Origin of the sequence: Aequorivita capsosiphonis DSM 23843 (assembly GCF_000429125.1) — a bacterium.
Lineage (GTDB): Bacteria > Bacteroidota > Bacteroidia > Flavobacteriales > Flavobacteriaceae > Aequorivita > Aequorivita capsosiphonis.
Genome location: NZ_AUBG01000001.1, coordinates 397,340 through 412,998 on the forward strand (window position 1 = coordinate 397,340; position 15,659 = coordinate 412,998).

A 15,659-nucleotide genomic window follows, 5' to 3' on the forward strand; every position below is an offset into this window, starting at 1 on the left:
TCTTTCCTCTTTATTCTATCTCCTTTCCTCTATTTCTTCGGAATATTCTTCAAGATCTCCATTACGAAGTCCCAGTATTTTTTTGCTGAAGAAATGCTTGCTCGCTCATCAGGAGAATGCGCTCCTCTAATGGTTGGTCCAAAAGAGATCATATCCATATCAGGATAATTCTGGCCTAATATTCCACATTCCAAACCTGCGTGACAGGCAGCTACCTCAGCTTTTTCACCGTTCATCTTTTGATATAAACTATCCAAAACTTTTAAAATTGCGCTGTCCATATTCGGTGCCCACCCTGGATAATCGCCATCCAGTTTTACATCGTAGCCCGCAAGCTCAAAAGTAGAAGTCAGCGCATCTGCAAGAACATCTTTTGAAGATTCCACAGAGCTACGAGTTAAACATTCGACCTTAATTTTTCCGTTAGCAACCGAGACTTTCGCGATGTTATTTGAAGTTTCTACCAAATCCTCAATATCTGGACTCATTCTGTAAACACCATTATGAGCCGCATTCATTGCGTTTAAAAATACGCTTTGCTCACTTTTAGACATAACCTTATTAGAACTCTCGTCGCTCTTTTCAGCTGTAATTGAAAGGTTTTCTTCCAAAGACTTATATTCTGAAGTAATGGCTTTCTTGATTTTTTCAAATGCTGTTTTAAACTCTTCTTCAGAAGAAACTAAAACTTGAGCAACACTTTCTCTCGGAATAGCATTCCGAAGACTTCCGCCTTCAAGTTTTGCCAATTGCATAAAATCCTTTGTAGCAAAAAGCACACGGTTCATCAACTTATTGGCGTTCCCCAAACCTTTTATAATGTCCATTCCACTGTGGCCACCGTTAAGACCATTAACCGTTAGCGTATAAGCTGTAGCATTTTTTGGCGCATCTTCTTCTATATAGGTTCCGGTTGCAGTAACATCTACGCCACCAGCACAACCAACGCCTATTTCGTCATCTTCTTCGGTATCTAAGTTTAAAAGGATATCTCCTTTTAAAAGGCCACCTTTTAATCCTTTGGCACCAGTCATTCCGGTTTCTTCATCTATGGTAAAAAGTGCTTCAATTGCTGGATGAACAATTGTATCACTTTCAAGAATTGCCATAATTGTTGCAACTCCAAGCCCATTGTCCGCACCAAGAGTAGTTCCTTTTGCACGAACCCAATCTCCATCAACATGCATTTCAATTCCTTGTTTATCGAAATCGAAATTGGTATCGTTGTTTTTTTGATGAACCATATCTAGATGGCTTTGAAGCACGATCATTTTTCGGTCTTCCATTCCGTTGGAAGCTGGTTTACGGATGATCACATTCCCAACTTCATCTTCCATAGTCTCCAAGCCAAGGTTTTTCCCAAAGTCTTTCATAAAGGCAATTACACGTTCCTCTTTTTTTGAAGGACGCGGCACTGCGTTTAAATCTGCAAATTTGTTCCAAAGGGCTTTGGGTTCAAGATTTCTAATTTCTTCGTTCATATAATTTATATTTTGTGATAATTATTTTTTTCACCACGAATACACAAATATCCGGCAAACGGATGCGTGGTCATTTATTTACGTCTAAGCTTTTTGCACCAGCAAAAAGCTAACATTCGTGTATTCGCGGCACATTCCCACAAAATTAACTTTTTTCAATCGCTATAAAAATTATGAAGAGAAAGAATTCCTTTGTAAGTTTGATTTATGCAAAGACGAACTGCGCTTATTCTTGCGTTACTGCTTCCGATACAGTGGATTTTCCTCCAGATCCTAAAAAATTTTCCAGAATTTGTGGAGAGACATTACAGCTTGGGCTTTTATCCCATGCTTTCCAAAGTATCACGCTATATCTTTGGTTGGGTGCCATTTTCCGTAGGAGACCTCTTTTATCTTTTGATTGCTTTGGTTACTATTCGATGGATTTATAAGAATTTTTACCGACTTCGTTTTGAGCCCTTTCGAGTATTTGTAGATATTCTCGCAGCAGTTTCTGTGGTTTATTTTATGTTTCACATTCTTTGGGCTTTTAATTATTATAGAGTACCTCTTCATAAATCCCTACAACTGGAAAGCGATTATACTTATGAAGAATTGCTCTCCACTACAAACCGATTTATAGAAAAGAGCAACGCGATGCATCGTGAATTGGGCTATGCAGATTCAACGAAAATTGATTTGCCATTCAGTCAGAAAGAAATGTTTAGAAAAAGCTTAAATGGATATAAGAATCTTGAAAATGAATTTCCACAACTCGCCTATTCCCCGCGGAGTATCAAAAAAAGTGGCTGGAGCTTGGGCTTAACCTATATGGGATATAGCGGATATCTCAATCCATTTTCGGGGGAAGGGCAGGTTAACAACCTCATCAAAACCTATAAATTTCCGGTAGTTGCATGTCACGAAGAAGCGCACCAAATAGGATATGCCGCAGAAAACGAAGCCAACTTTATCGCTACTTTAGCCACCCTTCACAACGACGATCTTTATATCCAATATGCAGGATATATTTTTACGCTGCGTTATTTAATAAACGAAGTAGCCCGAAATGACGAAGAGGAATACTATAGACTCTTAAAGAAAATAAACCCTGGAATCTTGGCCAGTTATAAGGAGATGCGTGATTTCTGGGAAAGCTATGAAAACCCGTTCGAGACTTTTTCAAAGGTGTTTTGGGATAATTTCCTAAAAGCGAATAATCAAAGCGCTGGTATTATGAGCTATAACTATATGGTGGCGCTAGTGGTTAATTATTTTGAGGAAAGACCACTGTGATATGGCACGCCCCCTGCCCCCTAAAGAGGAAAGACAAAATAACAGCAAAATTTTAAACTCCCTTTAGGGTTGGGGTAAAACGCTGTGAAACTGGGCTTCGGTACATCCCGATGAAAAATCGGGACACTCCGCCATCTTGGATTTGGTGTTTAAATTACTTTTAATAAAAATTTGAATCGATTTATAGGAAAGAGTGATTTGTTAACTCACTTAACGTTGTGAAATTTTCACCACTCACCACTCAAGTTTAATATCTAATCCACATACCTACCTTCCGCTGGTTTCACAAAAACAGAAGGATCCAGTAAGGTTTCGGTTGCAGCTATGTTATCAAACTTTATGTCCATTTCCTTTTTCTTCGGCTTGTCATTTTCAACAGTGTACCAAGAAAGTTTTTCTGGTAATAGAAGTCCGTTTACATCTTGCCATTTATCGTATTTAATAAAGTGCCAATCGGTGCTTTTCTTTTGATCCTTAAACGTTACCGTGTATGCCAACCAAGCCATTTTATTGGTTTCTGGGTCGAAGTATAGTTTGTATTCATCTTTGGAGGAATCTCCTACGCCATCATTATATGAAATTTTATAAGCATCGTACATTTTACCGTCCAATTCGGTAGGTTTTAGGGCTGTATAATTAGTTCCCGGATCTGCAATTACGAAAGGCATTGCATAAAAATAAAACATCAAGTTATGGTAAAATACTGGATCGCCTTTATAACCTACATCGTGCCGTAGAAGCCATACTTTTTTACCATCATAACCTATGGACCAGTCTTTGGATTCTATTTTCGATTTTCTATCCAGCAAGGAAACGGTGTGGATTTCAACACCATTCTTTCCCTTCATCTCAAAACAGAGATTGTTCATCTGTTTCCAATGGCTTAGTCCGCCGTGAGCCGTAAAAACAGCTTGAAGTTCTGCTGGAAACACCTTGGTTTTTTTTACCTGAACTTCTTTATTTTCATTAATAGTTGTTTTTACAGAATCGGCCTCTAATGCCTCTACACGCGGATCAATCGTTGAATTTTCGGAGTTGTCTTTTTTATCGTTCTTACAGGCAGAAAGTAAAAGCAGAAGGGTACATATAGAAAGCAGTCGTTTCATTATAGTTGATTTTAGTTTTTTAAAAGTAGAAAAGCTCCTCGATTTGGAGAAGATTTTTAGAAAGGTTTGTGAATAATTAGTCGGTAGTCGGTAGACGATAGTTGGTAGTTTTGTCGGTTTGATTTAGTTTTTTACCAATTTTTTAATCGCTGAATTTCCTTCCGAAGCAATCTTCACAAAATATACCCCGCTTTCCAAAGTAGAAACATTCATCGTTAGCATTCCGTTTTGCGGAAGTATTTTTTCAGAAGACAATAGTTTTCCTTGAATATCATAAATTGAAATTGTTGTTTCTGAAACCAATTGTGAGGATTGAACTGCAAAACTTTCGGAAGTTGGATTTGGGGAGATGCTTAAATTTTCCAAAGCAAAAGCAGCCACCGAAATAGTCTGATCTGTTTCTATTTCAAAAGAAGCTATTACAAAACAACTCGTATCATAATTTTCCACCCGAACATATATTGTCTGTGGGTTTGTAATGTTTTGATATGCCGCAGGATTTGCTATGACGAATTCATTATTCTGCGCATCCTCCTCGTTTTCATAGAAATAGACATTATAGTCTGAAGGATTTAAACCGAAGAGAATCACAGGAATATTCACGGTAAGATCAAAAATTGCAAAGCCATCACCGTCGCCTTCATTTATAAATAAATCATCTGGTTCGCTTATTGGTGGGCTTTCGTTTACAATCAATTCTAATTCAACAACAGCGAAACAATCCGTTAGATCATTTGAAACCCGCACATAAATGGTTTGCGAAAATGGAACTATATTTTCGTAAGGACTTATCAGAGGCAAGCTTCCTAATAACGCATCAACAAGGGTTTCGTGATAGGTAAAAGAAAGATTCGGGTCATCATTACCTATTTCAGAATCTTTCTGTGTTAATACAAAACTCGCAAAACCATCATTATCCTCATCGCAGACTTCCAGCGGTGTAGGTTCCGTTGGGGTTGGACTCATTAGCACTTCCAATGCTAATACAACAACAGCGAATTCACCATCACTGTTTTCGGCTCTGGCGTAAACCTCATCATTATATGGATTGAAATTAATATAAGGATCTAAAACTTCATTCTCCATCTCCATTGCATCAACCAGCGTTAAATGATAGGTTACCGTTATTGTAGGATTTCCAAGTGTGATATCATCATCTGCATCGTGAAGAATAAACTGTGCAAAACCATCATTATCCTCATCACAAACCATTAAGGGATCAGGCTCAGGGTTTACAATAATCTGGGAATGACTTGAAAGAGAAATTATGCTAAAAACGAAAAAGAGTAAAAATCTTTTCATAATTAATAGTTTTCATGCAATTTAGTTAAAATTTTAGAATTGTTAATAAAAACTTAAATAATGCGATTTTCAGTTGGCGACATACGGATTTTTCAGTACTCTTGTTTCGTTTAAAAAAGGCTATTTATGAGAAAATTATATACATCCCAATTGCTTTTATTGGGGATTCTTTTGCTATTTCAATCTTGTGATATACGGGTTATGGACGATCATCGTATTTTGATTAAAGGAAGCGTTGTTGATGGTGAAAACAATCCAATTCCCAATATTCCTATTCGCAGCCATGCATACAGTGAAATTTTCGGTGAAACACTCACAGATGCTAATGGCAATTTTGAATTTACATCATTGGAAGCAGAGAATTATTATCGATTAGAAATAGGCGTAAACATAAAAACCAATATTTATTATTATGATGGTGGTTATAGTTATGACTTAACGGAAAACCCGGATTATTCCGGTAAACAATATTTTAAAGATTCAAGAGACCGGAATGCAAGCACCTATAATTTAGGTAAAATACAACTCAATAAGGCTGCCCGACTTACCATTTTATTTAATAATACTCCTGGCGATAACAACGCGGTAGCCTATAAAATAGAATACCAAAGCGCTATTTGTGAAATAGATCTCAACCATAACAATCCCGAAGATTGTTTTGTAAATGACGACTACTATCAACAGCTGGATATAAACACTTCAAACTTCCAAAACACCTTCAACAGTCAGTTAGGCTCCACTGTTTTATTAAAGTATATTCTAAATAATGAGCCGGAGCAAACCATCGCTATTCCACTAACAAACACCGATAATACGTATGTTTTCGAATTTTAAAATTTTCAGTATTGCTCTTGTAATTTCCGCATCCGCAATTGCCCAAGAATCCAATAAATCAGAAAACCCAATAATTGAAACCTCACAAGACTCAATAAAACCTGGCAAAGATGTAGGTAGCATCGTTATAGGCCCTTACTTTCCGGTATCATTTGGAGATAACTTTGTAAACAACGGAATGGATCTAAAACTTGGAGCACGTATTTCCTTCAAGGTGAATGCGTATAAAGGATTTTATATTGGCCCATATTTCAGCTTTTTTAATGGTGACGTAAACAATCCTGAATTATTAGGAAATTACTACAGTACCACCAATACAGTTGTTGGAGCTATTGCGGGTTACGAAAAACACCTTAAAAATTTCGATGTTAGCATTGGAGTTGGTGTAGGTGCTTCAAGATACAATAACCATGGTTTTAAAGATACCGCCACGGCAGTTTGGCTAAACCCAGAAGTCAGCTATCGATTAACAACTTATTTAGGTGTTTATTTTACGCCAGAACTACGTCATGATTTTATGAATATCGATACACCTTCTGAATTAAAAGACACCTTTAACGGCGTAAATTACTTCAATCTCAGTTTTGGGCTTCGCATAAATTTGGGAACGGCTTATAGAAATTTGTAGCTTAATAATACTGTTTTAGCGAAGACGCAAAGACGCTAAGAATATTTTCTTAAGAAATACTGAAGGTCAGATTTCAGAAAAATCTTAATTATACTCTTGATATGTTTACCTTTGCATCCTAGCGTCCTTGCCTGCCAGATGGCAGGTTTGCGAAAAAATTTTTACAAACAGCATGCAAAAAAACATTACCAGCCTTCAGAACCCACTGATAAAACAGATTATTCTACTTCAGGAGAAATCGCGCGAGCGTCGCAAAACCAATCTTTTTGTTATTGAGGGATTGCGCGAAATTTCATTAGCGCTGAAAGGTGGGTATGCTTTGAAAACACTTCTTTTCTGTCCAGAAATTATTTCCGAAGAAGACGTTTTTAAACTGAAAGAATCTTGCAACAATGAAACAGAGCTTATAGAAATCACTTCTGAAATCTATGAAAAGTTAGCCTACCGAAGTTCTACCGAAGGAATTTTAGCGGTGGCTCATACAAAAGATTTAAGTCTGTTAAACTATAAACCACAAACCACAAACTCTTTAATTCTAATTGCTGAAGCTCCCGAAAAACCAGGAAACATTGGCGCGCTCCTTCGAACCGCCGATGCAGCAAATGTAGATGCCGTAATAATCGCAAATCCAAAAACAGATTTATACAATCCAAACATCATCCGTAGTAGTGTGGGTTGTCTGTTTACCAATACGATTGCCACGGGAAGTACTTCAGAAATAATTTCGTTCTTAAAACAAAACAATATCAACATTTACTGCGCCGCTCTACAAGCAGCTGTAAATTACGATACAATAGATTTCAAAGAAAGCACCGCTATAGTCGTTGGCACCGAAGCCACGGGTCTTTCAGAAGAATGGCTTAAAAACAGCACCCAAAACATCATCATCCCAATGCAAGGCGAAATAGATAGTATAAATGTATCAGTAGCAGCAGGAATTCTTGTTTTTGAAGCGAAAAGACAGCGTGGGTTTTAGTATTCAGTTGCAGTTTGCAGTCAAAAAAACGGAGTCTCAAAAAATACCCCAATCCTAAAGGGAGCAGACCGTACTCATTAATAGAAGCTGGGAAAAAACCAGAAAAATATTTAACATAAACTAAAACACCCAAACCCAAAAGAGAATTGTCTTTGCACCCCTTTAGGGGCTGGGGGTAAAAACAAGAAACTTGAAACCAGAAACTCTTTTCTACATAATTATAGCAATCCTAATCGTCAGTTTTATAATTGACCAAGTACTGGATTATCTAAACGCAAAATATTTTAACGACACGCTTCCGGCAGAATTACAAAATGTTTTTGACGAAGAAGAGTATAAAAAATCGCAAGCTTATAAAAAGGAACGTTATAAATTCGGCATACTTACCTCAGCTATATCACTTATTGCCACCCTCCTATTTTTCTTTTTTGATGGGTTTGCTTTTGTAGATGAATTAGCGCGATCGGTTTCAAACCATGAAATAATCATCGCCTTGGTTTTCTTCGGAATAATAATGATAGCGAGCGATATACTTAGCACACCTTTTAGTTATTACAGCACGTTCGTAATCGAAGAAAAATATGGTTTCAACAAGACAGCTCGAAAAACCTTCTTCCTGGATAAACTTAAAGGCTGGTTGATGGGTGCGGTTATTGGCGGAGTTCTTTTGGGTGCCATCATCTGGTTTTATGAAACTACGGGCAAAAACTTCTGGCTCTACGCTTGGGGAATTATTACCGTTTTTACCGTTTTAATGAATCTTTTTTACGCACGCTTTATCCTCCCATTATTCAACAAACAAACTCCGCTGGAAGACGGATCGCTACGTTCACAAATTGAAACCTATGCTTCGAAAGTAGGTTTCACCCTCGATAAAATTTTTGTAATAGATGGCAGTAAACGCAGTACCAAAGCCAATGCTTATTTCTCAGGCTTCGGCAGTGAAAAACGGGTGACGCTTTACGATACACTTATAAATGATTTAAACGAAGAGGAAATAGTGGCTGTTCTCGCGCACGAAGTTGGTCATTACAAACGCAACCATATTATCATAACCCTTTTTGCCGCTATTGTAACCACTGGGTTTACGCTTTGGCTACTATCATTATTTATTGGGAATCCGTTAATGTCTGAAGCGTTACACGTTTCAAAACCTTCATTTCATATTGGGTTAATAGCCTTCGGCGTGCTTTATAGTCCAATTTCTGGAATCACAGGATTATTGATGAATTACCTAAGCCGAAAATTTGAATACCAAGCAGATAATTATGCGAAAAATACCTATGCTGCGCCACCTTTAATTTCAGGTTTAAAAAAGCTTACAAAAAACAGTTTGAGCGACCTCACTCCGCATCCGTTTTATGTTTTTGCACATTATTCGCATCCTACGCTTCTTCAACGCTTTCGAAATTTAAGGAAATGACTTTTATCATTTGAATATATTGTAAGAAAAAATTACTTTGCAAACTTCTAAACATTTCAAATGAAAATAAGACTACTTTTCCTTTCCGCAATATCCATTTCTTTATCAATTAACGCCCAAATAGATTTTCAGCCACATATTGTTGTGGACGATACTGGCGGGACTAACGGTGCAAATTCCGTCTTCGCCGCAGACCTTGATGGCGATGGTGATATGGACATAATTTCTTCCTCAGTACACGACTCCAAAATCGCTTGGTACGAAAACATTAATGGAAATTTTGGTCCGCAACAAATTATAACGGAAAATGCTAATGGCACAAGACAAATTATCGCCATAGATATGGATAACGATGGAGATCAGGATTTGATCAATGCCACATTTGGCAATGGCATAACCTGGTATGAAAACACAAATGGACTTGGCAACTTTGCGCAGCCACAGGCCGTGAGCCCTTTAAATATAAATGTGGCTATAATATATGCCAAAGATATGGATGGCGATGGCGATCTTGATGTAGTGGCCAATGACGGTACAAATAGCAGTATTGCATGGTTTGAAAATATGGACGGCCAAGCCAATTTTGGAACGGAGCACACTATTGCCACCAGTGGTAATTATCGGGTTATTGCGGTTCAGGATATTGATGGTGATGGTGACATGGACGTTGTCGCACCAGACTATGTAAACGATGATATTTCTTGGTTTGAAAACACCAACGGGCAAGGGGATTTTGGTTCAAAACAAATAATCACAACAGACGTATCTAGCCCAAGTGGTATTTCAACTGCAGATATTGATGGCGATGGCGATATAGATGTGGTTGCAACTTCTTCTTTTATAGACCCAAAGATTATATGGTTTGAAAATTTGAATGGACAGGGCAATTTTGGACCCCAAAATTTAATAAGTTCCAATGTTCAAAATCCAGATAAAGTATATACGGCAGATTTAGATGGAGATGGGGACCAAGATGTAATAAGTAATCGAAACAAAATACTTTTTTACAAAAATGACGGTTTTGGCAATTTTGGTCCGACAGAAGAAATAACGGATCAGGCTATTGGTATTAAAGATATTGAATTCAGTGATTTGGACAATGACGGTGACCTTGACATACTTTCCGCATCTTCAACAGATGATAAAATAGCATATTATCTAAACACCAATGGGCAGGGTGATTTTGGATCCCAGCAAATTGTAGCTGAAATAAACGGTGTTAATGGTCCTTATACAATATATTCAGAAGATATTGATGGGGATGGCGACAAAGACATACTTTCCGTAGCATCATTTGCAAATAAAATAATTTGGCAGGAAAATTTGGACGGAGAAGGAAACTTTTCGGCCCCAATAATTATTTCGGAATTAAACGATCCCATATCTATTAATGCAGCAGACATAGATGGGGATGGGGATATGGATGTAATTTCCGAATCTAATGGCGACCGTACCGTAGGTTGGTTTGAAAATATGGATGGTTTGGGAACTACTTTTACCGCTCACATGTTCAGTCCGATTTCTGATAATCCTATTACCACCGTTCCGCTCGATATTGATGCTGATGGAGATATTGATCTTATTTCTGGCCATTCAAATGGTATATTATGGTATGAAAATATAGACGGGAATGGAAGTTTTGGCCCTCCTCAAATTTTAGATAACCTCATAGGCAGCATAGAAGGAATAACAAGCGCAGATATAGATAATGATGGAGATATGGATTTAGTCGCCGCTTCTTGGACTGATGATGTTTTGATGTGGTATAAAAATACAAATGGAAATTTTGGTGAGACACTCACAATCTCAACTGAAGTGAGTGGTTCATTTTCAGTTTATGCTGGTGATCTGGACAACGATGGCGACGTTGATATTCTTGCATCCGCTTTTGACACCGATGAAGTACTGTGGTTTGAAAATATAAATGGGCAGGGCAGTTTTGGATCAGCGAATGTTATTTCAAATACCGCCGATGGAATACAAGAAGTATATGCAGAAGATTTGGATGGCGATGGCGATTTGGATGTACTATCCGCCAGCTATCGGGACAATAAAATAGCGTGGTTCGAAAATCTTGGCTCAGGCAATTTTGGGGAAGAACAGATAATATCTTCACAAGTAAATACCGCCATCTGTGTGTTTGCCGATGACTATAATGGAGATGGTAAAATGGACGTTCTCGCATCCACACGATTAATGGATGAAATACTCTGGTTCGAAAATCGCGGCCCTCTGGGGCTTGAAGAAAACACCACAAATCTTTTCAGCATCTATCCAAATCCAACTAATGAAGTTCTAAATGTTAAATCCAAATCATCTATTTCTGAAATAGCCATTTATAATAATCTTGGTCAATTGCTATTAACTCTTGAAAAGACCGACAAAGTAGATATTTCAACTTTAAGCGAAGGAATCTATTTCGTAAAAATTAAAGATGAAAATGGATATACCGAAACCAAAAAGATAATTAAAGAATAGCTCTAAACTTCTAACATTTGAAGGACATTGATAAACTAGCCCTAAAAGGGTGGTAATATCTTAAAATCGGGCAACGCCCGGTGAAGGAAAAACCCGGGACATACAAAGCTCTGAAAGGGCGAAATGATTTTTATCCATTAAAATGTCTATAGAACCATGTTATTCTACTTATGCAAAGGTTGTAAAGCCTTCGTTTCCTTAAAAAACAATAACGCGTCATACCGCATCGGCACAATGGTGGGCACAAACTGCCGTCGGTCCAATTGAGGATTGTACACAACACCTATCGCCCGATGGCCAATTGCTTCTAAATTTTCTTCCTTTCGGTCTTCTTCATCAAAAATAAGATAGAAAGCATCTAGCCCAATGTTTTTTAGTTTAGTTTCTAAGCTGTTTTTGATGGCCTTCGGAATTGTCATCTCTTCCATTTTAGCACCCCAACTGGATGCGGCAATCACTTTTCCTTTATAACTGGAAAAACCAACTAGAAAAACATTTTCCTTCCCTAAGCTTTCCCGCTTCAGCTGCCCTATGTTTTTTTCGCCTGTGTTTCGCATGCTGGTAAATGAAGCGTCACCAATATGAGTATTGTGCGCCCAGACTATTCCTTTGGAATTTTCGCCATAAAGCGCCAATAAATCTCCTACCGTTTCTCGCATATGAAAAACTCTGGAATTCCAAGAAACGGCATCTTTTGAAGCAACACTTTCCCGATAGAACGCTTCCGCATTATGCACCACTACAGCATTCTGAAGCAAATAAAAATAAGCGTCATCCGAAAGTTCCTTTAAAACCTCCCGATTGTTTCTAATATATTCAACAACTCTTTCTGTGGCCGCAGCACAATCTGGTTTTCCGCCTTTTACAGCATGGGCGTATTGCCAGCTTTCTCCTTTATGCGGATTAAAACAATTGTATTGCTTTTTGGCGTATTTAAAACTTGTGTTATCTGTTTTTTTTAGTACGTCTAAAACCATTTCTTTGGAAACCCATTCGTCATAAACATCCATGCCATAAAAACCTACTTTCTTATCTTGGGGGAGATTATCGTTATGTTCCCGCAACCATTCAGCAAGCACGACAACTTCTTCATTTGCCCACATCCAAGTGGGCCAGCGGTTGAGTTTCATCAAAACTTCCCTAGCGGAATTTTCAGCACCATCCAGATTCTTCACATATTGGTTTAATTTATAAAGACTGGCAAAGTCACCTTCAACAGCAACAAAGTTAAAATTGTGTTCTTCAATAAGTCTTCTACTTATTATATCTCGCCACACATAATATTCATGAGTACCATGACTCGCCTCCCCTAACAGGACCAACTTCTTATCTCCCGACGCAGTAATAAGTGGATCCAAGCTAGAGGCATTGACAAGCAATTTCGCTTTTTCCGTAAAATTTTGGGCAGAGGCCATCATAAATGAAAGAATCATTAAAAGTGTTACACGCAACTTCATAAATTGATGTATTAAGTAATAAAGTCAATATAAGAAGATTCGGTGTCGTTTACTAATCAAACAACACACTTTCAAGTAGTAAAACAACCAGTTTACGCAATCAAGCCTAGGCAAGCTCCAATGTGTCTACATTTTTATGCACAACGGTCATCCGTCATCAAATAAAAACATTCAACAATAAACCTTAAACAATAAACAATAGAATATTATCTTTGCCACCTGTTAAGAATCTATACCTATGACAATTTCCTACAACTGGCTTAAACAATTCATCGATCTACCTTGGAACGCCGAAAAAACTGGCGAACTACTAACAGACCTTGGTCTCGAAATTGAAGGATTAGAAGATTTTTCATCAGTAAAAGGCGGCTTAGAAGGCGTTGTGGTTGGTCACGTATTAGAATGTGTCCAACACACCAATGCAGACCGACTTAAGGTAACCATGGTTGATGTTGGCACCGGCGAGCCAATACAAATAGTCTGCGGTGCACCCAATGTGGCCGTAGGTCAAAATGTTCCGGTAGCCACCGTTGGCACTACACTTTATGATGCTGAAGATAAACCTTGGAAAATCAATAAAGGCAAGATCCGTGGCGAAGTAAGCGAAGGCATGATCTGCGCTGAAGATGAACTAGGCATTGGCGAGTCGCACGACGGAATTATGGTTTTGGAATCCAAACTTAAGCCCGGAACGCCGATGGCCGAAGTTTTAGAGATTGAAAATGATAAAATTTTTGAAATCGGGTTAACGCCCAACCGTTCAGATGCTATGAGCCATTGGGGTGTGGCGCGCGATCTTAAAGCGGGCTTGTTCCAACAAGGTATTTCAGTGAAACTTCACACCCCTTCTACAAGTAGTTTTAGAGTCGATAACCGTACCTTAAAAGTAGCAATCAAAGTGGAAGATTTTTCATTGGCTCCGCGGTATTGTGGAATTACAATCAGTGGAATAAAAGTAGAGCCTTCTCCTAATTGGCTTCAAAACAGATTGAAATCAATTGGTATTTCTCCAATAAACAATATTGTAGATGTTACCAACTATGTGCTCCACGATCTTGGCCAACCTCTTCACGCATTTGACGCAGCAAAAATTACTGGAAGCACCGTTGAAGTGAAAACCTTGCCAACCGGCACAAAATTTACCACTCTTGATGGCGTTGAACGTGAATTACACCAAGAAGATTTAATGATTTGTGATGCCGAAAAGCCCATGTGTATTGCTGGTGTATTCGGTGGAATAAATAGCGGAGTTACCGAAAACACCACTAGTATTTTTCTGGAAAGCGCCTATTTCAATCCTGTAAGTATTCGTAAAACAGCAAAAAGACATGGACTGAGTACCGATGCTTCTTTTCGCTTTGAAAGAGGAATTGATCCAAATATTGCAGATTACGCACTACGCCGCGCCGCAATTATGATCGCTCAGATTACTGAAGGACAAATAACAAGTGATTTAATAGACTTTTATCCAAAGAAAATTGAGGATCATCAAGTGTTTTTAAATTATGAAAAGGCGAATAAACTGATAGGTCAAGAAATCCCCATGGAAGTCATTAAAGACATCCTTATGGCGCTTGAAATGAGAATAAACAACGTGACCGAAACCGGTATTGGAATGACCATTCCGGCCTATCGCAATGACGTTACTCGAGATGTTGATGTCATTGAGGAAATTCTTCGTGTTTACGGATACAACAACATAGAATTTACCCAAAAACTAAATGCGTCCATCGCATCTATTTTGCCCGGGGAAGACTATGCGGTACAAAATAAAATTGCGCTTCAACTGACCGGACTTGGTTTTAATGAAATGCTGAACAACTCACTCACTACTCCAGAATACGGTAAATTGAGCGAAAGTATCAAGGAAAATTTCTATGTAAAAATGATGAATCCTTTGAGCCACGATCTTTCAGTGATGCGTCAATCCATGTTATTTTCAGGCTTGGAAGCTATAGAATTTAACAGCAATAGGAAAAACAGCGATCTTAAACTGTTTGAATTCGGTAAAACCTACCACAATTTCCCTGGAGGACGTTCAGAATCAAAACACCTGTCACTTTTAATTACTGGTTTAAAGACGGAAGGCAACTGGACAATGCCAGGTTCAAGAAGTAATTTTTTCTTCGGAAAAGGAACCGTCGCGATCTTAATGGAGCGAATGGGGCTTGATGCTTATACGGAAGAAACATCCGAAAACGACATCTTTTCTGAAGCAATTGCTTTTAAAAGAAACAAAGAAATCATTGTTGAATTTGGAATTGTAAAGTCCAAAATCTCAAAAGAATTAGACATTGATGCCGAAGTGTTTTACGCCGATTTCAATTGGGAGGCCGTATTAAAACAAATTCCGGTGAAAAATTTCAAATTAAAACCTATTGCTAAATTTCAAGCAGTAGAGCGAGATTTCGCCTTATTGCTGGATGATTCAGTTAGCTTCGGCGCTTTAAGAGATGCTGCAATGAGCACAGATAAAAAGTTTCTAAAATCTGTAACCTTATTTGATGTATATAAAGGTAAGAACCTTCCTGATGGGAAAAAGAGTTACGCCTTGCACTTCACAATTCAGGATACTGAAAAAACCCTTACCGATAAACAGGTTGATAAAATAATGAAGAAGCTACAACAAAAATTCGAAACTGAGTTTGGAGCTACTTTGCGGTAAAATTAAGCCCAATGGTTTTATTCAATGGGTAAAT

General features: G+C 38.1%; 11 protein-coding genes. 7 read left to right on the top strand and 4 right to left on the bottom strand.

The genetic code is table 11. The annotated features are described in order from the left end of the window. Positions 1–29: 29 nt before the first annotated feature. Complete coding sequence (locus tag G440_RS0102060) at positions 30–1,481, bottom strand: aminoacyl-histidine dipeptidase (RefSeq protein ID WP_026449778.1); 1,452 nt, start codon at positions 1,479–1,481, stop codon at positions 30–32. Positions 1,482–1,688: 207 nt separating this feature from the next. Between G440_RS0102060 and G440_RS0102065 the strand changes: the two genes are divergently transcribed. After that, a complete protein-coding gene (locus G440_RS0102065; RefSeq protein ID WP_026449779.1) occupies positions 1,689–2,756 on the top strand; it encodes a DUF3810 domain-containing protein in 1,068 nt (355 codons plus the stop codon). Positions 2,757–3,010: 254 nt separating this feature from the next. Here G440_RS0102065 and G440_RS0102070 read toward each other — a convergent pair whose 3' ends face one another. Further along, on the bottom strand, positions 3,011–3,862 hold the full coding sequence (locus G440_RS0102070; protein ID WP_034258775.1) for a DUF6503 family protein: 852 nt from the start codon (positions 3,860–3,862) through the stop codon (positions 3,011–3,013). Between the two features lie 123 nt (positions 3,863–3,985). Then, positions 3,986–5,164 carry a T9SS type A sorting domain-containing protein gene (locus tag G440_RS0102075; protein WP_026449781.1) on the bottom strand — a complete coding sequence of 393 codons (1,179 nt, stop codon included), beginning with the start codon at positions 5,162–5,164 and terminating at the stop codon, positions 3,986–3,988. A gap of 126 nt (positions 5,165–5,290) precedes the next feature. Here G440_RS0102075 and G440_RS0102080 point away from each other — a divergent pair, with 126 nt between their 5' ends. The 5 genes from G440_RS0102080 to G440_RS0102100 all read left to right on the top strand — a co-directional run bounded on the left by G440_RS0102080 (position 5,291) and on the right by G440_RS0102100 (position 11,503). Next, entirely contained in the window at positions 5,291–5,998 is a 708-nt protein-coding gene (locus G440_RS0102080) for a carboxypeptidase-like regulatory domain-containing protein (protein ID WP_026449782.1), read from the top strand. Continuing rightward, the gene (locus tag G440_RS0102085) at positions 5,982–6,626 is read left to right on the top strand and encodes a hypothetical protein (RefSeq protein ID WP_026449783.1); all 645 of its coding nucleotides are present in this window, start codon (positions 5,982–5,984) and stop codon (positions 6,624–6,626) included. The genes G440_RS0102080 and G440_RS0102085 overlap by 17 nt, the downstream gene beginning before the upstream one ends. Positions 6,627–6,798: 172 nt before the next feature. Beyond that, positions 6,799–7,602 (top strand): TrmH family RNA methyltransferase, encoded by an 804-nt coding sequence (locus G440_RS0102090; protein ID WP_026449784.1) that lies wholly within the window; start codon positions 6,799–6,801, stop codon positions 7,600–7,602. A 190-nt stretch (positions 7,603–7,792) separates the two neighbouring features. Continuing rightward, positions 7,793–9,025: a M48 family metallopeptidase gene (locus G440_RS0102095; RefSeq protein ID WP_026449785.1), complete on the top strand. Its 1,233-nt coding sequence runs from the start codon at positions 7,793–7,795 to the stop codon at positions 9,023–9,025. Between the two features lie 60 nt (positions 9,026–9,085). Continuing rightward, positions 9,086–11,503 (top strand): T9SS type A sorting domain-containing protein, encoded by a 2,418-nt coding sequence (locus G440_RS0102100; protein WP_026449786.1) that lies wholly within the window; start codon positions 9,086–9,088, stop codon positions 11,501–11,503. A gap of 164 nt (positions 11,504–11,667) precedes the next feature. On the opposite strand, the gene G440_RS19275 is transcribed toward G440_RS0102100, so the two are convergent. Then, positions 11,668–12,960, bottom strand: coding sequence for an erythromycin esterase family protein (locus G440_RS19275; protein ID WP_051285077.1), 1,293 nt, complete (start codon positions 12,958–12,960; stop codon positions 11,668–11,670). A gap of 238 nt (positions 12,961–13,198) precedes the next feature. Between G440_RS19275 and pheT the strand changes: the two genes are divergently transcribed. Continuing rightward, positions 13,199–15,625: a phenylalanine--tRNA ligase subunit beta gene (pheT, locus tag G440_RS0102110; protein ID WP_026449787.1), complete on the top strand. Its 2,427-nt coding sequence runs from the start codon at positions 13,199–13,201 to the stop codon at positions 15,623–15,625. The last annotated feature ends 34 nt before the right edge of the window (positions 15,626–15,659 follow it).